The sequence below is a fragment of the Streptomyces sp. WAC03905 genome (assembly GCF_057371075.1).
On the sequence record NZ_JBXYDZ010000003.1, the window covers coordinates 6,297,830 to 6,318,822 of the forward strand.

General features: G+C 71.4%; 18 protein-coding genes. 14 read left to right on the top strand and 4 right to left on the bottom strand.

The genetic code is table 11. The annotated features are described in order from the left end of the window. The first annotated feature begins 28 nt into the window (after positions 1-28). The 6 genes from ruvB to AC2RP6_RS31020 all read left to right on the top strand — a co-directional run bounded on the left by ruvB (position 29) and on the right by AC2RP6_RS31020 (position 7,887). Positions 29-1,090: a Holliday junction branch migration DNA helicase RuvB gene (ruvB, locus tag AC2RP6_RS30995; RefSeq protein ID WP_486449159.1), complete on the top strand. Its 1,062-nt coding sequence runs from the start codon at positions 29-31 to the stop codon at positions 1,088-1,090. A gap of 165 nt (positions 1,091-1,255) precedes the next feature. Further along, positions 1,256-1,723 (top strand): preprotein translocase subunit YajC, encoded by a 468-nt coding sequence (yajC, locus tag AC2RP6_RS31000; protein ID WP_486449160.1) that lies wholly within the window; start codon positions 1,256-1,258, stop codon positions 1,721-1,723. Positions 1,724-1,876: 153 nt separating this feature from the next. After that, on the top strand, positions 1,877-3,658 hold the full coding sequence (secD, locus tag AC2RP6_RS31005; RefSeq protein ID WP_486449161.1) for a protein translocase subunit SecD: 1,782 nt from the start codon (positions 1,877-1,879) through the stop codon (positions 3,656-3,658). A 3-nt stretch (positions 3,659-3,661) separates the two neighbouring features. Then, entirely contained in the window at positions 3,662-4,720 is a 1,059-nt protein-coding gene (secF, locus tag AC2RP6_RS31010; protein ID WP_486449162.1) for a protein translocase subunit SecF, read from the top strand. Next, entirely contained in the window at positions 4,717-5,271 is a 555-nt protein-coding gene (locus AC2RP6_RS31015; protein WP_486449163.1) for an adenine phosphoribosyltransferase, read from the top strand. Before secF ends, AC2RP6_RS31015 begins: the two co-directional genes overlap by 4 nt. Positions 5,272-5,436: 165 nt before the next feature. Then, positions 5,437-7,887, top strand: a complete 2,451-nt coding sequence (locus tag AC2RP6_RS31020; RefSeq protein WP_486449164.1) for a RelA/SpoT family protein — start codon at positions 5,437-5,439, stop codon at positions 7,885-7,887. Between the two features lie 67 nt (positions 7,888-7,954). On the opposite strand, the gene AC2RP6_RS31025 is transcribed toward AC2RP6_RS31020, so the two are convergent. Beyond that, positions 7,955-9,184 (bottom strand): DUF349 domain-containing protein, encoded by a 1,230-nt coding sequence (locus AC2RP6_RS31025; protein ID WP_486449165.1) that lies wholly within the window; start codon positions 9,182-9,184, stop codon positions 7,955-7,957. 188 nt (positions 9,185-9,372) lie between these two features. After that, positions 9,373-10,164 carry a peptidylprolyl isomerase gene (locus tag AC2RP6_RS31030; RefSeq protein ID WP_486449166.1) on the bottom strand — a complete coding sequence of 264 codons (792 nt, stop codon included), beginning with the start codon at positions 10,162-10,164 and terminating at the stop codon, positions 9,373-9,375. Between the two features lie 152 nt (positions 10,165-10,316). On the opposite strand from AC2RP6_RS31030, the gene AC2RP6_RS31035 reads away from it, so the two are divergent. The 7 genes from AC2RP6_RS31035 (at position 10,317) to AC2RP6_RS31065 (ending at position 17,100) form a co-directional block, all read left to right on the top strand. Continuing rightward, complete coding sequence (locus tag AC2RP6_RS31035) at positions 10,317-11,030, top strand: MBL fold metallo-hydrolase (protein WP_486449167.1); 714 nt, start codon at positions 10,317-10,319, stop codon at positions 11,028-11,030. A 10-nt stretch (positions 11,031-11,040) separates the two neighbouring features. Then, positions 11,041-12,294, top strand: a complete 1,254-nt coding sequence (gene hisS, locus AC2RP6_RS31040; protein WP_486449168.1) for a histidine--tRNA ligase — start codon at positions 11,041-11,043, stop codon at positions 12,292-12,294. A 112-nt stretch (positions 12,295-12,406) separates the two neighbouring features. Then, positions 12,407-13,024 carry a vitamin K epoxide reductase family protein gene (locus AC2RP6_RS31045; protein ID WP_486449169.1) on the top strand — a complete coding sequence of 206 codons (618 nt, stop codon included), beginning with the start codon at positions 12,407-12,409 and terminating at the stop codon, positions 13,022-13,024. A gap of 43 nt (positions 13,025-13,067) precedes the next feature. Next, the gene (locus AC2RP6_RS31050) at positions 13,068-14,426 is read left to right on the top strand and encodes a replication-associated recombination protein A (RefSeq protein WP_486449170.1); all 1,359 of its coding nucleotides are present in this window, start codon (positions 13,068-13,070) and stop codon (positions 14,424-14,426) included. A gap of 43 nt (positions 14,427-14,469) precedes the next feature. Then, positions 14,470-15,375, top strand: coding sequence for a DUF2199 domain-containing protein (locus AC2RP6_RS31055; protein WP_486449171.1), 906 nt, complete (start codon positions 14,470-14,472; stop codon positions 15,373-15,375). A 172-nt stretch (positions 15,376-15,547) separates the two neighbouring features. After that, a complete protein-coding gene (locus AC2RP6_RS31060; protein WP_486449172.1) occupies positions 15,548-16,675 on the top strand; it encodes a DUF6183 family protein in 1,128 nt (375 codons plus the stop codon). 104 nt (positions 16,676-16,779) lie between these two features. After that, complete coding sequence (locus tag AC2RP6_RS31065; protein ID WP_486449173.1) at positions 16,780-17,100, top strand: hypothetical protein; 321 nt, start codon at positions 16,780-16,782, stop codon at positions 17,098-17,100. Positions 17,101-17,114: 14 nt separating this feature from the next. On the opposite strand, the gene AC2RP6_RS31070 is transcribed toward AC2RP6_RS31065, so the two are convergent. Then, on the bottom strand, positions 17,115-18,026 hold the full coding sequence (locus AC2RP6_RS31070; protein ID WP_486449174.1) for a DUF2470 domain-containing protein: 912 nt from the start codon (positions 18,024-18,026) through the stop codon (positions 17,115-17,117). Between the two features lie 55 nt (positions 18,027-18,081). Here AC2RP6_RS31070 and rpsD point away from each other — a divergent pair, with 55 nt between their 5' ends. Further along, positions 18,082-18,693, top strand: coding sequence for a 30S ribosomal protein S4 (gene rpsD / locus AC2RP6_RS31075; protein WP_030294564.1), 612 nt, complete (start codon positions 18,082-18,084; stop codon positions 18,691-18,693). 87 nt (positions 18,694-18,780) lie between these two features. On the opposite strand, the gene AC2RP6_RS31080 is transcribed toward rpsD, so the two are convergent. Continuing rightward, positions 18,781-20,970 carry an ATP-binding protein gene (locus AC2RP6_RS31080; RefSeq protein WP_486449175.1) on the bottom strand — a complete coding sequence of 730 codons (2,190 nt, stop codon included), beginning with the start codon at positions 20,968-20,970 and terminating at the stop codon, positions 18,781-18,783. Positions 20,971-20,993: the final 23 nt, after the last annotated feature.

Consider the following 20,993-nt stretch of genomic DNA (forward strand, 5'->3'; position numbering starts at 1 on the left):
CAACGACGTAGAAGGCAGACTGAACACCGTGAACTGGGACGACGAGAGCGACGACCGGATCGTGGCGGCCGCCGCCGACGGGGAGGACACCGCCGTCGAGGCGGCCCTGCGCCCCAAGGACCTCGGGGAGTTCGTCGGCCAGGAGAAGGTCCGCCAGCAGCTGGACCTGGTCCTGAAGGCGGCCCGGCAGCGCGGGGCCACCGCGGACCACGTCCTGCTCTCCGGCGCGCCGGGGCTCGGCAAGACCACCCTCTCGATGATCATCGCGGCCGAGATGGGGGCGCCCATCCGGATCACCTCCGGCCCCGCCATCCAGCACGCCGGTGACCTCGCCGCCATCCTCTCCTCCCTCCAGGAGGGCGAGGTCCTCTTCCTCGACGAGATCCACCGCATGTCCCGGCCCGCCGAGGAGATGCTCTACATGGCCATGGAGGACTTCCGCGTCGACGTGATCGTCGGCAAGGGGCCCGGGGCCACCGCGATCCCGCTGGAACTACCGCCCTTCACCCTGGTCGGCGCCACCACCCGGGCCGGACTGCTGCCCCCGCCGCTGCGCGACCGCTTCGGCTTCACCGGCCACATGGAGTTCTACGCGCCCGAGGAACTGGAACGCGTCGTCCACCGCTCCGCCCGCCTCCTCGACGTCGAGATCGACACCGACGGCGCCGCCGAGATCGCCGGCCGCTCCCGCGGCACCCCGCGCATCGCCAACCGGCTGCTGCGCCGCGTGCGCGACTACGCCCAGGTCCGGGCGGACGGTGTGATCAACCGCGAGGTGGCCGCGACCGCTCTGCAGGTGTACGAGGTCGACGCCCGGGGGCTCGACCGACTGGATCGCGCCGTTCTGGAGGCCCTCCTCAAGCTCTTCGGCGGCGGCCCCGTCGGCCTGTCCACCCTCGCCGTCGCGGTGGGGGAGGAACGGGAGACCGTGGAGGAGGTCGCGGAACCCTTCCTGGTCCGCGAGGGCCTGCTCGCCCGTACCCCCAGGGGGCGGGTCGCGACCCCCGCCGCATGGGCTCACCTGGGGCTTGTCGCGCCGCAGCACGGCGCAAGCGGATCAACGGGGCAACAGGGCTTGTTCGGGGCCTGACGGCGCGGAGGTTCGCCCCCTCCGGAACTGCGGTGCCATGCTGGGCGTTGTTCCATCGGTGCGGACTCGCCTAGACTCCGCCGATGCCGACCCTTCGGGTCGGCGTGCCCACCCCCGTAGAAAAGGCCGCCGTCCGCGTGCGGTCGTGCGAAGGATTTCCGTCCCGTGAATCTCGTGACACTCCTCCCGTTCATCGCGATCATCGCGGCGATGTTCCTGATGACCCGCTCCGCGAAGAAGAAGCAGCAGCAGGCCGCGCAGATGCGCGACCAGATGACGCCCGGCACGGGCGTCCGCACCATCGGCGGCATGTACGCCACGGTGAAGGAGATCGGCGACGACACGGTCACCCTCGAGGTGGCTCCCGGCGTCCACGCGATCTACGCGAAGAACGCCATCGGCGCCGTCCTGGAGGACGCGGAGTACAACCGCATCGTCCACGGCATCGACGACGTGACGACCGACACGCCCGCCGTCCCCGACGACGCGTCCTCCCTCACCGAGGCCCCGAAGACGGATCTCGGCAAGGGCGAGGACGAGGCGCCGAAGCTGGACCTGGGCAAGAAGGACGAGCCCGCGGGCGACGACGAGCCCAAGGACGGCAGGACCGACGGCGAGGCCGGCGCGAAGTAGCGCGCGGCCGGGGACCGTGCGGGCGCCTGACCGGCGGCCGGCGCGGTCCCCGTCAGTGACACTTCTGCGGGGGGCAGGGGTCCCCACCACACATTTCGTGGCCGTCCGCGCGCTGACCCGGCGCGGGGCGGTTGGACAGGGAGAAACGACAAGGTGGCAGCACCGAAGAAGGGCCGGCGGCCCACGGGGGCTCAGGGGAGGCCGGGGCGTGCCCTGGCGATCATCCTGATCGCGATGGTGGCGCTCACCGCGGGGATGTTCCTCTCGAAGCAGACGACTCCCCGGCTGGGCATCGACCTCGCCGGCGGCACGAGCATCACGCTCAAGGCCAAGAGCGAGCCCGGCAAAGAGAACGCCGTCAACGAGACCAACATGAACACGGCGGTCGGCATCATCGAGCGCCGCGTCAACGGGCTCGGCGTCTCCGAGGCCGAGGTCCAGACGCAGGGCCGCGACCACATCATCGTCAACATCCCCAAGGGGATGAACGAGAAGCAGGCGCGCGAGCAGGTCGGCACCACCGCCCAGCTCTACTTCCGCCCTGTCATCGCGTTCGCGGACGGCGCCCCCGCCGCTCCCGAGGGCACCCAGAGCCCGAGCCCCTCCGCGAGCGGCTCACCGGCTCCCAAGGCCCAGGACGGGAACAAGACCAGCCCGTCCGCCACCCCGTCGTCCAGCGCCACTTCCCAGGGCCGCGCGCTCAGCGAGGGCCTCAAGGCCCCGAACGCGCCCACTCCCACGCCGTCGGCGAGCGAGTCGAAGAAGGCAGACGACAAGGCGGCTCCGTCGCCGTCCGCGAGCGCCCCCGCGCCCGACCCGGCCGCCGCGGACCTCCAGGCCAAGTTCGCCGCGCTCGACTGCACCGACGAGGCCCAGCGCGCGAACGTCGGCAAGGGCGTCAAGCCCACCGACCCGACCCTCGCCTGCGGCCAGCGCGGCGAGCAGTGGGGCAAGTGGATCCTCGGACCGGCCGCGGTCGAGGGCAAGGACGTCAAGAGCGCCAAGGGCGAGATCGACCCGCAGTCGGGTCAGTGGATCGTCACGATGAACTTCAACGACCACGGCGCGGACGCCTTCGCCAAGGTCACCGGCGAGCTTGCGGCCAAGCAGATGCCGCAGAACCAGTTCGCGATCGTCCTCGACGGCGACGTCATCTCCGACCCGTCCGTCAGCTCCGCGATCACCGGCGGCAACGCCCAGATCTCCGGCGGCTTCAACCAGCAGTCCGCGCAGGACCTGGGCAACATGCTCTCGTACGGCGCCCTGCCGCTGTCCTTCCAGGAGGACAGCGTCACCACCGTCACCGCCGCGCTCGGCGGCGAGCAGCTGCGGGCCGGCCTGATCGCCGGTGCGATCGGCCTCCTCCTCGTGGTCGTCTACCTGCTGGTCTACTACCGCGGCCTGGCCTTCATCGCCATCGTCAGTCTCCTGGTCTCCGCGATCCTGACCTACACGATCATGGCGCTGCTCGGCAAGGGCATCGGCTTCGCCCTGAACCTGCCGGCCGTCTGCGGTGCGATCGTCGCCATCGGTATCACCGCGGACTCGTTCATCGTCTACTTCGAACGCATCCGCGACGAGATCCGCGAGGGCCGCACCCTGCGTCCCGCGGTCGAGCGTGCCTGGCCGCGCGCCCGCCGCACGATCCTGGTCTCCGACTTCGTGTCGTTCCTCGCCGCCGCGGTGCTGTTCATCGTCACCGTCGGCAAGGTGCAGGGCTTCGCCTTCACGCTGGGTCTCACCACCCTGCTCGACGTGGTCGTGGTGTTCCTCTTCACCAAGCCGATCATGACGCTGCTGGCGCGCACGAAGTTCTTCTCCAGCGGTCACCCGTGGTCCGGGCTGGACCCGAAGCGGCTGGGCGCCAAGCCCCCGCTGCGCAGCTCCCGCCGTACCGCCGGCGCCCCCGCCCCCGTCGAAGCAAAGGAGGCGTGAGAGATGTCGAAGCTGGGAGATCTCGGCGCCAAGCTGTACCGCGGTGAGGTCGGCTACGACTTCGTCGGCAAGCGCTTTCTCTGGTACGGCGTTTCCATCCTGATCACCATCACGGCGATCGTGGCCCTGGCCGTGCAGGGCCTCAACATGGGCATCGAGTTCAAGGGCGGGGCGGTCTTCACCACCCCGAAGACGGCCGTCTCCGTCGCCAAGGTGACGGAGGCCGCGGAGAAGGCCTCCGGCCACGACGCGATCGTCCAGGAGCTCGGCACCGGCGGCATGCGCATCCAGATCTCCGGTCTGGACACCGACGCCGCGGCCGACGTGAAGAAGGAACTCGCCACCGACCTCAAGGTGACCGAGGCCGACATCAACGCCGACCTGGTCGGTCCCAGCTGGGGCGAGCAGATCGCGAACAAGGCCTGGACCGGTCTCGGCGTCTTCATGGTCCTCGTGGTGATCTACCTCGCCATCGCCTTCGAATGGCGCATGGCCGTCGCCGCGCTGATCGCCCTGATCCACGACCTCACCATCACCGTCGGCGTCTACGCGCTCGTCGGCTTCGAGGTCACCCCGGGCACCGTCATCGGCCTGCTGACCATCCTCGGTTACTCCCTCTACGACACCGTCGTCGTCTTCGACGGTCTGAAGGAGGGCTCGAAGGACATCACCAAGCAGACCCGCTACACCTTCAGCGAGGTCGCCAACCGCAGCATCAACGGCACCCTGGTCCGTTCGATCAACACCACGGTCGTGGCGCTCCTCCCGGTCGCGGCCCTGCTGTTCATCGGTGGCGGCTTCCTGGGCGCCGGCATGCTGAACGACATCTCGCTGTCGCTGTTCGTCGGCCTCGCGGCCGGTGCGTACTCCTCGATCTTCATCGCGACCCCGCTGGTCGTGGACCTCAAGGAGCGCGAGCCGGCGATGAAGGCGCTGAAGAAGCGGGTCCTCGCCAAGCGCGCGGCCGCCGCGGCCAAGGGCGAGTCCGCGGACGACGCCCAGGGCTCCGGCGAGCCGCAGGTCGTCTCGCAGGGCCGGCAGCAGCCGGGGCGGCGACGTTGACCGCTGCGCTGTCCGACGACGTACGGACCCTCCTGCTGAGCCGCATCAAGGACGTGGCGGACTACCCGAAGCCGGGCGTGATGTTCAAGGACATCACCCCGCTGCTGGCGGACCCCGACGCCTTCGGCGCGCTGACCGGCGCGCTGGTGGAGCTGGCCGGGCAGTACGGCGCGACGAAGATCGTCGGGCTGGAGGCGCGCGGGTTCATCCTCGCGGCCCCGGTGGCGGTGCAGGCCGGGATCGGCTTCGTGCCGGTCCGCAAGGCCGGCAAGCTGCCCGGCGCGACGCTCGCCCAGTCGTACGAGCTGGAGTACGGCACGGCGGAGATCGAGGTCCACGCCGAGGACCTGACGTCCGGTGACCGCGTCATGGTCATCGACGACGTGCTGGCCACCGGCGGCACCGCGGAGGCCTCCCTCTCGCTGATCCGGCGGGCCGGGGCCGAGGTGGCCGGCGTGGCGGTCCTGATGGAGCTGTCGTTCCTGCCGGGCCGGGCCAAGCTGGCCGGTGCCCTGTCGGGGGCTCCGCTGGACGCGCTGATCGTGGTCTGAGCGCACCCATCCCGTGACGGGACGGCGGGCATCCGGGATCTCCCGGGTGCCCGCCGTTCGCGTGCCCGGGCCGTTGCGAAGGGCTCGGCGAACGGGGTGACCCAACCCTCGCTACGATGGGTTATCCGGACCGGACACGGGCACCGGATCCGCTGAGGAGCGCTCTTGCCAGACGAGGTCCAGCCAATCTCCGCCGCGCAGCCCGACCCGCAGGCCGAGCAGGCCACGGCGGCCGCCGCCACGCCCCCGCCGGCCCCGCCGGTGAAGCCGGCCCCCAAGCCGGCGCCGGTCAAGCCCACGCCCGCGAAGTCGGCCGCGTCCTCCAACCGGGTGCGCGCCCGCCTGGCCCGGCTCGGCGTGCAGCGCTCGAACCCGTACAACCCGGTCCTGGAGCCCCTGCTCCGCATAGTCCGCAGCAACGACCCGAAGATCGAGACGTCGACGCTGCGCCAGCTCGAACAGGCCTACCAGGTGGCCGAGCGCTGGCACCGCGGCCAGAAGCGCAAGAGCGGCGACCCGTACATCACCCACCCGCTCGCGGTCACGACCATCCTCGCCGAGCTGGGCATGGACCCCGCCACCCTCATGGCCGGCCTGCTGCACGACACGGTCGAGGACACCGAGTACGGCCTGGAGGACCTGCGCCGCGACTTCGGCGACGCCGTGGCGCTGCTCGTCGACGGCGTCACCAAGCTCGACCGGGTGAAATTCGGCGAGGCCGCGCAGGCCGAGACCGTCCGCAAGATGGTCGTGGCGATGGCCAAGGACCCCCGCGTCCTGGTCATCAAGCTCGCCGACCGGCTGCACAACATGCGCACGATGCGCTACCTCAAGCGGGAGAAGCAGGAGAAGAAGGCCCGCGAGACCCTTGAGATCTACGCCCCGCTGGCGCACCGGCTGGGCATGAACACGATCAAGTGGGAGCTGGAGGACCTCTCCTTCGCGATCCTCTACCCCAAGATGTACGACGAGATCGTGCGCCTGGTCGCCGAGCGCGCGCCCAAGCGCGACGAGTACCTCGCCCTCGTCACGGACGAGGTCCAGGTGGACCTCAGAGCCGCCCGGATCAAGGCCACCGTGACGGGCCGCCCCAAGCACTACTACAGCGTCTACCAGAAGATGATCGTCCGCGGCCGTGACTTCGCGGAGATCTACGACCTGGTGGGCATTCGCGTCCTCGTCGACACCGTCCGGGACTGCTACGCGGCCCTGGGCACGGTGCACGCACGGTGGAACCCGGTCCCGGGCCGGTTCAAGGACTACATCGCGATGCCCAAGTTCAACATGTACCAGTCGCTCCACACGACGGTCATCGGGCCCAGCGGCAAGCCCGTCGAGCTGCAGATCCGCACCTTCGACATGCACCGCCGCGCCGAGTACGGCATCGCCGCGCACTGGAAGTACAAGCAGCAGACCGTCGCGGGCACCTCCAAGGTCCGCACCGACGTGCCGCAGGCCGCCAAGGGCAGCGCCGGCCAGGACACCGTCAACGACATGGCGTGGCTGCGCCAGCTGCTGGACTGGCAGAAGGAGACCGAGGACCCGGGCGAGTTCCTCGACTCGCTGCGCTTCGACCTCTCCCGCAACGAGGTCTTCGTCTTCACCCCCAAGGGCGACGTCATCGCGCTGCCCGCCGGCGCCACCCCGGTGGACTTCGCGTACGCCGTCCACACCGAGGTCGGCCACCGCACCATAGGGGCCCGCGTCAACGGACGCCTGGTCCCGCTGGAGTCCACCCTCGACAACGGAGACCTGGTCGAGGTCTTCACCTCCAAGGCCGAGGGGGCCGGCCCGTCCCGCGACTGGCTGGGCTTCGTCAAGTCCCCGCGGGCCCGCAACAAGATCCGCGCCTGGTTCTCCAAGGAACGCCGCGACGAGGCCATCGAGCACGGCAAGGACGCCATCGCGCGGGCCATGCGCAAGCAGAACCTGCCGATCCAGCGGATCCTGACCGGCGACTCGCTCGTGACCCTCGCGCACGAGATGCGCTACCCGGACATCTCCTCCCTGTACGCGGCGATCGGCGAGGGCCACGTTGCCGCGCAGGGCGTCGTGCAGAAGCTGGTCGCGGCCCTCGGCGGCGAGGAGGCCGCCAACGAGGACATCGAGGAATCGATCCCGCCCGCGCGGGCCCGCGGCAAGCGGCGCAGCAACGCCGACCCGGGCGTCGTCGTCAAGGGCGTCGACGACGTGTGGGTCAAGCTGGCCCGCTGCTGCACCCCGGTGCCGGGCGACCCGATCATCGGGTTCGTCACGCGCGGCAGTGGCGTATCGGTTCACCGCGCGGACTGCGTCAACGTCGACTCCCTCTCGCAGCAGCCCGAAAGGATGCTGGAGGTCGAGTGGGCGCCCACCCAGTCCTCGGTCTTCCTCGTCGCCATCCAGGTCGAGGCGCTCGACCGGTCCCGGCTGCTGTCGGACGTCACGCGGGTCCTCTCCGACCAGCACGTCAACATCCTGTCGGCGGCCGTCCAGACCTCCCGCGACCGGGTGGCCACCTCACGGTTCACCTTCGAGATGGGCGACCCCAAGCACCTGGGCCACGTCCTGAAGGCCGTCCGGGGCGTCGAGGGGGTCTACGACGTCTACCGCGTGACCTCGGCCCGCCGCCCGTAGGCGACAGCGAGAGGGCCCCGGTACGGACAGTCCGTACCGGAGCCCTCGTCGTGGTCGGGGCCGGCGATCAGCCGCCGAACTCCTCCAGGCCCTTCAGCGCCTGGTCCAGCAGGGCCTGGCGGCCCTCCAGCTCACGCGACAGCTTGTCGGCCTTGGCGTTGTTGCCCGCCGCGCGGGCCGCGTCGATCTGCTCGCGCAGCTTGTCGACCGCCGCCTGCAGCTGACCCGTCAGACCGGCCGCGCGGGCCCGCGCCTCCGGGTTCGTACGGCGCCACTCGCCCTCCTCGGCCTCCTGGATGGCGCGCTCCACCGCGTGCATCCGGCCCTCGACCTTCGGCCGGGCGTCGCGCGGCACGTGGCCGATGCCCTCCCAGCGCTCGTTGAGGGAGCGGAACGCCGCACGGGCCGCCTTCAGGTCCGTCACGGGGACGAGCTTCTCGGCCTCGTCGGCCAGCTCCTCCTTGAGCTTCAGGTTCTCGACCTGCTCGGCGTCACGCTCCGCGAACACCTCGCTGCGGGCCGCGAAGAACACGTCCTGCGCACCGCGGAAGCGGTTCCACAGGTCGTCCTCGGCCTCGCGCTGCGCCCGGCCCGCCGCCTTCCAGTCCGCCATCAGCTCGCGGTAGCGGGCGGCCGTCGGACCCCAGTCCGTCGACTTCGACAGCGACTCGGCCTCCGAGACCAGCTTCTCCTTGACCTTGCGGGCGTCCTCGCGCTGCGCGTCCAGCGAGGCGAAGTGCGCCTTGCGGCGCTTGGAGAAGGCGGAACGGGCGTGCGAGAACCGGTGCCACAGCTCGTCGTCGGACTTGCGGTCCAGACGGGGCAGGCCCTTCCAGATGTCCACCAGGGCGCGCAGCCGCTCGCCGGCGCTGCGCCACTGGTCGCTCTGCGCCAGCTGCTCGGCCTCGGTGACCAGCGCGTCCTTGGCCGCCCGGGCCTCGTCCGCCTGCTTGGCCTTGGCGACCTTGCGCTCCTCGCGCCGGGACTCCACGGTCTCGACCAGCTTGTCCAGCCGCACGCGCAGGGCGTCCAGGTCGCCCACGGCGTGGTGCTCGTCGACCTGCGTCCGCAGGTGGTCGATCGCCGTCTGGGCGTCCTTGGCGGACAGATCAGTGGTCCGCACCCGCTTTTCGAGGAGGCCGATCTCGACCACCAGGCCCTCGTACTTGCGCTCGAAGTAGGCCAGGGCCTCCTCAGGGGTGCCCGCCTGCCACGAACCGACGACCTGCTCGCCATCGGAAGTACGCACGTACACGGTGCCCGTCTCGTCGACTCGGCCCCACGGGTCGCTGCTCACAGCGCCTCCTCCACCTGATGCCTGCGAGGGGTTCACCCCCTGGGCATCGTCCACAGTTTCCTGGGGCGGGCAGCGCCCGCCCTGCACAACGCCAACATAGGCGACCGCCGGGCCGGCTGTCCGCATCCCGCACGACGGAATATCGGCGCAGGGGGCGGGCCGGCCGGCCCGGTGGTCGCGTCACCCCGTCAGTTCTGGGTGACCGTGCCCTTCTCGATCTTGACATCGTTCTTCGGCGCACCGTCCTGGCCGCCGTCGACCGTGCCCGCCTTGGCGATCTCCTCCAGGACCTTCAGGCCCGCCGCGTCGATCTTGCCGAACGGCGTGTACGTCGGGGTCAGCGGGCTGTCCTTGTAGACCAGGAAGAACTGGCTGCCGCCCGAGCCGGGCTGGCCGGTGTTGGCCATCGCCACCGTGCCGGCCGGGTAGACGACCTGGCCCTGCTCGTTCGCCTTGCCCAGCGAGTCGAGGTTCTCGTCCGGGATGTTGTAGCCCGGGCCGCCGCGGCCGGTGCCCTCGGGGTCACCGCACTGGAGCACGAAGATCCCGCCGGCCGTCAGCCGGTGGCACTTGGTGTTGTCGAAGTAGCCCTTGTCGGCCAGCGCCTTGAACGAGTTCACCGTCTGCGGGGTCTTCGCCGCGTCCATCGCGAAGTTGATGTCACCCGCGCTGGTCTTCAGCGCGAAGGTGTACTTCCCCTTCTGGTCGATGGCCATCTCCGGCGAGGGGGACTGCTTCGGCTCCGGCGCGGACGCCGAGGCCGACGGGTCCGCCGCCGGGTCCGACGCCTGGTCCTTCTTGTCCTTGTCGAAGACACCGCCCACGATCAGGCCCACCAGCGTCGCGATCACCACGGCGACCACCGCGCCGACCACCGCCGCCCGCTGGCGGCTCTTCTTCCGCGCCTCCGCGCGGCGCTTCTGCTGGCGCTCGTACTTCTCCCTGGCGAGCTGTCGCCGCCGCTGATCGCTCGTGACCACCGGGTCGTCTCCTTGTACGTGTCTGATACTGCTGTCCGGGCTGGGATAGGCCGTACCGTATATGGGTTCGCTGTGTAATGAGCGGCGCCGGTAGGCTCTGAGCAGCAGGATTGCCGACCTGCACCTCCCGCCGACGACGATTGAGGACGAACGTGCTGATTGCCGGGTTCCCCGCAGGCGCCTGGGGCACCAACTGCTACGTGGTCGCCCCCGCCGCCGGCGAGGAGTGCGTCATCATCGACCCGGGCCACCAGGCCGCCCAGGGTGTCGAGGAGACGCTGAGGAAGCATCGGCTCAAGCCCGTCGCGGTCGTCCTGACCCACGGCCACATCGATCATGTGGCCTCGGTGGTCCCGGTGTGCGGAGCACACGACGTACCGGCCTGGATCCACCCCGAGGACCGCTACATGATGAGCGACCCGGAGAAGGCCCTCGGCCGCTCCATCGGGATGCCGCTCATGGGCGAGCTGACCGTGGGGGAGCCCGACGACGTCCGCGAGCTGGCCGACGGCGCCGCCCTGAAATTGGCCGGAATGGACTTCTCCGTTGCGCACGCGCCGGGCCATACCAAGGGGTCGGTGACCTTCCGGATGCCCGAGCTGGCCGACGTCCCGCCGGTCTTCTTCTCGGGCGACCTGCTCTTCGCCGGCTCCATCGGACGAACCGACCTGCCGGGCGGCTCCCACACCGAGATGCTCGATTCGCTGGCCCGCGTGTGCCTGCCGCTCGACGACTCGACCGTGGTGCTGTCCGGCCACGGTCCCCAGACCACCATCGGCCGAGAGCGCGTGACCAACCCGTACCTGCGGGAGGTCGCCGCCGGCCTGGCAGCGGACCCGACGGCCGCTCCACGACGAGGAATGTGACGAAAGCTTCGTGGCTACTTTCAAGGCCCCCAAGGGCACGTACGACCTGATCCCGCCGGTCTCGGTCAAGTACCTGGCGGTGCGCGAGGCCATCGCGGCCCCGCTGCGCAACTCCGGCTACGGCTACATCGAGACCCCCGGCTTCGAGGACGTGGGCCTGTTCGCCCGCGGCGTCGGCGAGTCCACCGACATCGTCTCCAAGGAGATGTACGCCTTCGAGACCAAGGGCGGCGACCAGCTGGCCCTGCGCCCCGAGGGCACGGCCTCCGTGCTGCGCGCCGCCCTGGAGGCGAGCCTGCACAAGAAGGGCAACCTGCCGGTCAAGCTCTGGTACTCCGGCTCCTACTACCGCTACGAGAAGCCGCAGGCGGGCCGCTACCGGCACTTCTCGCAGGTCGGCGCCGAGGCGATCGGCGCCGAGGACCCGGCGCTGGACGCCGAACTGATCATCCTCGCCGACCAGGCCTACCGCTCGCTCGGCCTGCGCGACTTCCGGATCCTGCTGAACTCGCTCGGCGACAAGGAGTGTCGCCCGGTGTACCGGGAGGCCCTGCAGTCCTTCCTGCGCGGCCTCGACCTCGACGCGGAGACCACGCGCCGGGCCGAGATCAACCCGCTGCGCGTCCTCGACGACAAGCGGCCCGACGTCCAGAAGCAGCTCGTCGGCGCCCCGGTGCTGCGCGACTACCTGTGCGACGCGTGCAAGGCGTACCACGAGCAGGTCCGGGTCCTGGTGACCGCGGCCGGCGTCGCCTTCGAGGATGACGACAAGCTGGTGCGCGGCCTGGACTACTACACCCGCACCACCTTCGAGTTCGTCCACGACGGCCTGGGCATCGCGGTCGGCGGAGGCGGCCGTTACGACGGCCTGTCCGAGATGATCGGCGGACCGGCGCTGCCCTCGGTGGGCTGGGCGCTCGGTGTGGACCGCACGGTCCTCGCGCTGGAGAAGGAGGGCGTCGAGCTCGCCATCCCCGCGTCGACCTCGGTGTTCGCCGTGGCGCTGGGCGAGGCCAAGACGACCGTGTTCGGCCTCGTGACCCAGCTGCGCAGGGCGGGCGTCGCGGCCGACTTCTCGTTCGGCGGCAAGGGCCTCAAGGGCGCCATGAAGGACGCGAACCGCAGCGGTGCCCGCTTCGCGATCGTCGCGGGCGAGCGCGACCTCGCCGAGGGCGTCGTCCAGCTCAAGGACATGGAGTCCGGCGACCAGACGGCCGTGCCCGTCGGCGAGCTGATCGACACGGTCCGGGCGCGCCTCGCCTGAGCAGGGACCACGTCGGACGGGGCCGGGGATCTTTCCCCGGCCCCGTCCGTTCACAGGCTCGTACGGCACAATGGCCCGGGCTTGATCACCTGGCAGATGTGGAGCGGGCGGTATGACGACACGGGATACGGACGCGGAGACCGCCCGGGGGACGACCTTCGGGGCGAGCCGGGCTCTGGCCCTGCTGCTGGTGATCACGGGGGCCGCGGGCCTGCTCGCCGCCTGGGTGATCACCATCGACAAGTTCAAGCTGCTGGAGGACCCGAACTTCACACCGGGCTGCAGCCTCAACCCGGTCGTCTCCTGCGGCAACATCATGAAGAGCGACCAGGCGGCCGTCTTCGGCTTCCCGAACCCCATGCTCGGCCTGGTCGCCTACGGCATCGTGATCTGCGTCGGCATGAGCATCCTGGCCGGCGCCCGGTTCCGCGCCTGGTACTGGCTCACCTTCAACGCCGGCACGCTCTTCGGCGTCGTCTTCTGCGCCTGGCTCACCTACCAGTCGCTCTACAACATCAACGCGCTCTGCCTGTGGTGCTCCCTCGCCTGGGTCGCCACGATCCTGATGTTCTGGTACGTCACCTCGCACAACGTCCGCGCCGGGCTGCTGCCGGCCCCGGGCTGGCTCAAGAGCTTCTTCGAGGAGTTCACCTGGGTGCTGCCGGTGCTGCACATCGGCATCATCGGCATGCTGATCCTGACCCGCTGGTGGGACTTCTGGACCTCCTGACGGCAGGCGGCCGCCTGTCGGTGGGCTCGCTTAGGCTTCCCCTGTGGAACCAGACCTGTTCACCGCCGCCGCCGAAGAGCGCCAGGAGAAGGACCCCGCGAGTTCGCCGCTCGCCGTCCGGATGCGCCCGCGCACCCTGGACGAGGTCGTCGGCCAGCAGCACCTGCTGAAGCCCGGGTCACCGCTGCGGCGGCTGGTCGGGGAAGGGGCCGGCGGCCCGGCCGGTGCCTCGTCGGTGATCCTCTGGGGACCGCCCGGCATCGGGAAGACCACCCTCGCCTACGTGGTCAGCCAGGCCACGCAGAAGCGCTTCGTGGAGCTCTCCGCCATCACGGCCGGCGTCAAGGAGGTGCGGGCCGTCATCGAGGGCGCGCGCCGCGCCGCCGGGGGCTACGGCAAGGAGACCGTCCTCTTCCTCGACGAGATCCACCGCTTCAGCAAGGCCCAGCAGGACTCCCTGCTGCCGGCCGTCGAGAACCGCTGGGTGACGCTGATCGCGGCCACCACGGAGAACCCGTACTTCTCGATTATCTCTCCGCTGCTGTCGCGCTCGCTGCTGCTCACGCTGGAACCACTGACCGACGAGGACCTGAGCGGGCTGCTGCGGCGCGCGCTCACGGAGGAGCGGGGGCTGGCCGGGGCGGTGACCCTGCCGCCGGACGCCGAGGCGCACCTGCTGCGGATCGCCGGCGGGGACGCCCGGCGCGCGCTGACCGCACTGGAGGCGGGGGCGGGCTCGGCCATCGCCAAGGGCGAGGAGGAGATCACCCTCCAGACGCTGGAGGAGGCGGTCGACCGGGCGGCGGTCCGCTACGACAGGGACGGCGACCAGCACTACGACGTGGCGAGTGCGCTGATCAAGTCGATCCGCGGCTCGGACGTGGACGCCGCGCTGCACTACCTGGCGCGGATGATCGACGCGGGGGAGGACCCCCGGTTCATCGCGCGCCGCCTGATGATCTCCGCGAGCGAGGACATCGGCCTCGCGGACCCCACGGCGCTGCCGATCGCGGTGGCCGCGGCCCAGGCCGTGGCGATGATCGGCTTCCCGGAGGCGGCGCTGACCCTCTCGCACGCCACCATCGCCCTGGCCCTCGCCCCCAAGTCGAACACCGCCACGACCGCGATCGGCGCGGCGCTGGCCGACGTACGCGCGGGCCTCGCCGGCTCCGTCCCCACGCACCTGCGGGACGGGCACTACAAGGGCGCGGCCAAGCTGGGGCACGCCGTCGGGTACGTCTACCCGCACGACGTGCCGGGTGCCATCGCCGCCCAGCAGTACGCCCCGGACGAGATCCACGGCAAGCGGTACTACGAGCCGACCCGCTACGGCGCCGAGGCCCGCTACGCGGACGTGGTGGAGAAGGTCCGCGAACGCCTCCGCGGCACCGACCGCGACTGAGGCGCCCCGCCCGGGTGTCCATGACACCCCCTAGGCTGCACGGGTGACCAAGGACCTCCGCACCTGCGCCTGCTGCGGCGACGCGCTCACCGACGAGCGCCGCATCGACTTCGGCTTCAACCTGCCCGACGCCGCCCTCGGGGCGCCCGAGGAGGCGTTGCACCGGCTCGGGGTGCGCGCCCTGCTCCGGGTGGACGGGGTCGGCTGCTTCATCCGCTGCCTGCTGTCCGTCCGGCTGACCCACGACACCGAGCTGTTCCTGGGGGCCTGGGTGGAGGTCGACGACGCCACCCTGCGGCGCGCCCAGGAGCTGTGGGAGCAGCCCGGATACGCGGACCTGAGCATCGAGGGCACCGTGGCCAACCGGATCCAGCCCTGGGGCGACGACCTGCTCGGCGCCGCGGTCACCGCGAAGGTCACCGATCCGCAGGAGCTGCCCCGCGTCGTCGAGGTGCGCCACCCGGTGGCCTCCCGGGTCCTGACGCGGACCTGGGACCGCGACCACGTCCTCAGCCGCTTCCCGTACCCGCTGCCGGTGGACGTGCGCACCGATCTCGGCGGCCGCTGGTCGGTCCTGCGCACCGCCGGACTCAGTGCCTCCTTCGCCGACGGGGCGGACCACTTCACCGCCGAGCACCGCAGCGCATCCGTGAGCCTGATGCGCGACGACGTCCCCGGCCGCGCCCCGGCGGACTTCCTCACGGCGCTGCTGTCCGGCGCCCCCGACACCCGGCCCGACCAGCGCGTGCGGGAACCGTTCGGCCGGGGAGTGCGGTACGCCTTCTGGCTGACCCCGCAGGACAGCGGCCGGCCGCGGCACGAGTTCTACGGGATGGCCGTCGCGCCCGGCATCGCCGCCGGGCTCCACTGCTCCTACCAGGACCCGGCCGACCTGGCCTGGGCCCAGCGGGTCTGGCGCTCGCTCGACCACGCGGTGAACGCGCGCTAGCCCGGCCGCCCCCCGGCGTGGCCGCGCCGGGGCGGTGGCGGGGGAGCCCAGGCTCCGCGCACGGGTCCGTTCCGGCCGTTCGCCCCCGCAGCCGTCGCTGGGGTTGATCGAGCCGCAGTGACGTGGGAAAACGCCATCGCTTTCGGACTGTGGGACACATAGGCTTTCCGCTGTGGCTGACCGCATACAGAAGATCGTGACGGAACTGCCGGGCCTGAAGAGCGTCACCGACGTCTGGAAGGTGGCCGACCGTCGCCTGGTGCAAGGGGACGCCGCCTTCGTCGCGGACCTCGGCATCGCGCTCGCCGGGGCGTACGGCTCCGAGCCCAGGCCGATCTGGCAGTACGGAAGCGTCTTCGACCACCTGCTCCGGCTGCTGGCCGCCGGACCCGGCCCCGGGAACGTGAGGCAGGCGCTACGGCTGGTCTCCTCGACGGAAGCCGCGCACAAGAGGCTGGACCACTACACGGCATCGTTGCTGGCCTCCAGCCACCCGGCAGAGGAACTCGCCGAGGCGTTCACCGGCAACGCCTCCGAGGAACTGCGTGCCTGCCTGGTCCATGAGCTCGTACTCAGGGGCGTCGCCGTCACGGAGACGCCGGGGATCGCAGGGTGGGCGACATCCCCGCACTGGAAGCACCATCCTCTGGGATGGCTGCCGCTGGCGCTGTCGGCCGTGGAGGGACAGCCGGATCTGCCGAGTTACAGCACCCGGGGCAGCAGCTACTCGATGCCGTACGGCCCGTCGGAGAACGGTCGCGTGGCGGTTGAACGCGGAGCGCGCGTGCCGCCGGTCGAGGAGACGACGACCCCTGCCGTTGCCAAGGGCATCAGCGCGGCCGTGGCGGACTGGGCAAAGGAGTCCAACGGCCGGATCGAGGCACGAGTCTTTGACCTGGCGGCTCCTCCGGACGCCGAATCAGTACCGAGCGCGTTGCTGGCACTGGGGCTGGAGTGCCTGAAGGACGCGGGGAGGAAGACCGCCTTCTCGGTCGTGGCCTGTCCGCCGGACCGGGCATGGCGGGTGCTCTTCGCCGCCGCCTCCTCGGGAGGGGCGTACAACTCGGGTGCTCGCGGCGCCTACGGCCGACTGGCCGCGTGGCAGTCCCTGGCCAGCCTCGCCGGGGTCGCGGAGGGTGTCCCTGTAGAGACGGTCGAGGCATGTGCGCGGGAGTGTGCCTGGTACGGCTTCGACGCCGACACCAAGTGGTTCGAGCGCGTGGCCTGGGACATCGGCCTGGCCGCAGTGTCTCCAGAACGCCGACGGCTTGCAGTGTTGGCCGCGACGGACACCGACTGAGCACGCCCCGGAATGGCTTCGGTGAAGCTTGCCCCCGTGGAGACGTCCCTCGGGGCTGTCCGCCGACGGCATGGGAGCCGACCGGACAGTCACGAGACGCAGTCGTGTGGAGCACGCTACGGGGATGGCACGGCCCGCACGGCACGGCGGAGACTGGCCCGTGCGGCGGTGACGACGTCCTGCGCCGGGATCTGACGGAGCTGCGCGAGGGGGACCGCAACCGGTGCGTCGTCCTGGCCGGGGTGCTGCTCGACCCGTACACCGGCAAGCGGCTCCCGTACACCTACCAGCGCGCCTCCCAGATCCAGACCGTACTGGTGCGAGTACGCGCGCCGCTGCACCGGCGTCGGGCGAGGTACGCGCTGTCCGTGACCGAGCCGGAGAAGCGCGCGCTCCCGGAGATGCCGGCGGGCTGTCCCCGCTGACCGGCCGCCCGTCCTCAGTGGGAGGCGGCCGAGAAGAGGGTGCGCATGGCCCGGCGCAGGCCGCAGATGTCCGCGACCGGCTCGGGGAAGTCGAAGCGGGCGTCGAAGGAGCCGCCGGAGGGGCCGCCGGTGAAGCGGACGCGCAGACCGGCCCGGTCCAGGGCGAGCGGGACGGCGGTCATGCCGCGCACCCCGCGCTCGCCGAGCAGTCCGCACAGCTCGCCGATCCGGTCGCCGTGGGCGGAGTGCAGGTGTTGGAGCAGTTCCGCCTCGTGCGGGGAGACCGGGTCGGGCTCCGCCGCGGCCAGGTCGTCGGGGTCCACGTGCTCGGCGCCCCACAGGTCGTCCACGGTGATCTCGCCGACCTCCAGGCGCAGCATCATCCAGGCCGGGCGCCCCGTGTGGGGGGCGTCGAGGGACTCGCCCAGGCCCAGCAGCTCGCCGACCGGGTGCCGCTCCGCGAGCAGCGCGGCGCAGACCGCGCGGTCGTCCCCGCGCACCGGCGTCAGCCACCCGGCCAGCCACGCACGGCCTCGGATACGATGGGGCACGGACACCGGCGCCACGTCCGTGATCTCGATCACGGCGGTGAGGTCGTCGTCCTGGGCGTGAGCGGCTGCCCTGGCAGCCGTGGATTCCCCTGAGACAAGGAGAATCACGTCCCCGTCCGGGGTGACGGTCCGCGCGGCCGGCATCCCCGTCCCGAACTCCTCGGACCCGTGACTGTCACGAGCACCGATCAGCGTGAGGGATACTGAGGCGTTGGACTCTACGAGGGTTCGTACGCGTTCGGCTCCGGTGAGCTGCCGAACGCCTTCCCTGGGACGCGGCTGACCTTGCTTATCGTCGGCGCAAGCGGATTCTGTTTCGTTGGAATCCGAACTGCGTTGCGCACTGGGCAGGGGGATCCCATGTGGTCGAGACATTACGTCCTCCTCGCTAAGGTAAGCCTCACCTAACTTACATGGAGGTAGGTTCCCCGTGAACCAGAAGCGACCCAAGGTCAAGAAGTCTCGCGCCCTCGGCATCGCCCTGACGCCGAAGGCCGTCAAGTACTTCGAGGCCCGCCCCTACCCGCCGGGCGAGCACGGCCGTGGCCGCAAGCAGAACTCGGACTACAAGGTCCGTCTGCTGGAGAAGCAGCGTCTGCGCGCTCAGTACGACATCTCCGAGCGCCAGATGGCCCGCGCGTACGACCGCGCCAAGAAGGCCGAGGGCAAGACGGGCGAGGCGCTGGTCGTCGAGCTCGAGCGTCGCCTCGACGCCCTGGTCCTGCGTTCGGGCATCGCCCGCACCATCTACCAGGCCCGCCAGATGGTCGTTCACGGCCACATCGAGGTCAACGGTGGCAAGGTCGACAAGCCGTCGTTCCGTGTCCGCCCGGACGACGTCATCACCGTGCGCGAGCGCAGCCGCGAGAAGGTTCCGTTCCAGGTCGCCCGTGAGGGTGGCTACGCAGGCGAGGGCGAGACCCCGCGCTACCTGCAGGTCAACCTGAAGGCCCTGGCCTTCCGCCTGGACCGTGACCCGAACCGCAAGGAAATCCCGGTCATCTGCGACGAGCAGCTCGTCGTCGAGTACTACGCCCGCTGATCCACCGGCAGGCGTAGCCCTCACAGGCTGGTGGAAACCCGCCGCCCCCTCCACGGGGCGGCGGGTTTTCCGTTTCCGGCCCGCCCGCTACGGCTGGTCCGCCGGCGCCGTGCTGCGCGCGACCCGCGGACCCGGCACCGCGCCCCGCTCGGCCGGCCGCGGCACCCGCGCCGCGCCCCGCAGCGCCCGCACCACCAGCGCCTCCCGGTCCAGCTCCCGGCCCTCGGCCGCGTGCGCCGCGTAGCGGTCGGGGCCCAGCAGCTCGCCCGCCCGCTCCCGGCACATCAGCCGCGGCGCGTTGAAGTACCCCGAGCCGAAGAGCCGCAGCCCCACCCCGCCCCACATCGGCTCCGCCGCGCCCTGCAGCACCGCGGCCTCGGCCGGATCGCCCTCCGCGACGGTGACCAGCGCCAGCAGCTCCAGCGCGAGGACCAGCCCGACCAGGTCGTGGAACGCGTGGTTGATCTCCACGCACTCGCTCAGCAGCCGCCGGGCCTCCTGCGCCGCGCCCCCGTCCAGGGCCGCGTACGCCAGCACGTAGAGCGCGTACGCCTTCGTCCAGCGCTCCCCGCGCTCCTCGCAGATCTCCCGGACCTCCCCGCACAGCGCGAGCGCGCCCGGCAGGTCCCCGAGGAAGGCCAGCGCCATCCCCAGCTCCACCTGGCACATCAGCACGTTGCTGTTCAACTCCCCGGCCGCCCGGTACTGCTCCAGCGCCTCGCCGAGCAGTTCCCGGGCCCGGCCCATGTCGTCCGAGACCAGGGCGAGGCAGCCCAGCCGGTGCACCGCGTACGCCGCCGCCACCCGGTTCCCGCTGCGCGCCGCACCGTCGCGGCACTCGTACAGCGCGCACATCGAGGCCGTCGCGTCGCCCTGCAGCGCCGCCACGTAACCCAGCACCCACAGGGCCTTCAGCCGCGAGCTCTCGTACTCCGTCACCCCCGTCCCGCCCGGAGGGTCCAGGGTCCGGTCCAGCCAGTGCCGGCCCTCCGCCAGGCGCCCGCAGCCCGCCCAGAAGAACCACAGAGTGCCCGCCAGGTACTGGCCCAGGTGCAGCTCGTCCGGCTCCTCCAGGCAGCACTCCAGGGCGAGCCGCAGGTTCGGCAGCTCCGCCTCCACCAGCGCGGCCACCTCGTGCTGGCGCGGACTGAACCAGTCCAGCTCGCACCACGTCGCGAGCCCCATGTACCAGTCCCGGTGCCGCCGCCGCAGCCGCACCGCGTCACCCAGCGACTCCAGCCAGCCCGCCCCGTACAGCCGTACGGTCTCCAGCATCCGGAAGCGCACCCCCGCGGCCGTCTCCTCCCGGACCAGCAGCGACTGGGCGAGCAGCTCGCCCACCAGGTCGAGCACCCCCTCCACCGGCAGGTCGGGGCCGGCGCACACGTACTCGGCGGCATCGAGGTCGAACTGCCCGGCGAACACCGACAGCCGCGCCCACAGCAGCCGCTCCGCCGGAGTGCACAGCTCGTGGCTCCAGCCGACGGCCGTCCGCAGCGCCCGGTGCCGGGGCAGGCCGCCACGCGCACCGCCCGTCAGCAGCCCGAAGGGGTCCTCCAGCCGGGCGAGCACCTGGGCCGGGGACAGCGTCCGCAGCCGGCCCGCCGCCAGCTCCAGCGCCAGCGGGATCCCGTCCAGCCGCGCGCACACCTCCATCAGCTCGCCCCGGTTGGCGTCCGTCACCGCGAACCCGGGGTCCGCGGCGGACGCCCGCGCCACCAGCAGCGCCAGCGCCTCCTCCGGGGCGGGCGGCGCGAGGGGGTACGTCCGCTCGCCCTCCACGCCCAGCGGGCGCCGGCCCGCCGCGAGCACCCGCAGGCCGGGGGAGCGCAGCAGCAGCTCGCGTACCAGCCCCGCCGTCTCGTCCACCAGCTGCTCGAAGCCGTCCAGGACCAGCAGCAGCCGCCTGCCCGCCAGGTGTTCAACCAGCACGGTCCGCGGGGGCCGGGTGGTGTGGTCCGTCAGCCCGAGCGCCTCCGAGAGCGTCAGCTCCAGCAGCGCCGGATCCCGGACGCCGGCCAGTTCGGCCAGCCAGACGCCGTCGCAGTAGCGTTCCTGCCCCGGCGCGTGCGCCTCCTGCGCCCCTTCGGCGGCCGACCGGGCCGCCGCGAGCACCAGCCGGGACGTGCCCACCCCGCCCACACCGGTCACGGTCACCAGCCGAGAGGTGTCCAGGAGCCGCCCCACCTCGGCGAGTTCGGCACCCCGCCCGATGAACCCGCTCAGCTCCGAGGGAAGATTGCCCCGGGCGGCATGTCGAAGGGGTCTCTGTCGCATGGGACACGGAGCGTACTGGTCCG

Bases quoted from the DNA above. Each gene is read 5' to 3' on its own strand.
- AC2RP6_RS31080 (WP_486449175.1), bottom strand. From the start codon at position 20,970: ATGCGACAGAGACCCCTTCGACATGCCGCCCGGGGCAATCTTCCCTCG.
- AC2RP6_RS31070 (WP_486449174.1), bottom strand. From the start codon at position 18,026: ATGTCTCGACCACATGGGATCCCCCTGCCCAGTGCGCAACGCAGTTCG.
- AC2RP6_RS31045 (WP_486449169.1), top strand. From the start codon at position 12,407: ATGACGACACGGGATACGGACGCGGAGACCGCCCGGGGGACGACCTTC.
- secF (WP_486449162.1), top strand. From the start codon at position 3,662: ATGTCGAAGCTGGGAGATCTCGGCGCCAAGCTGTACCGCGGTGAGGTC.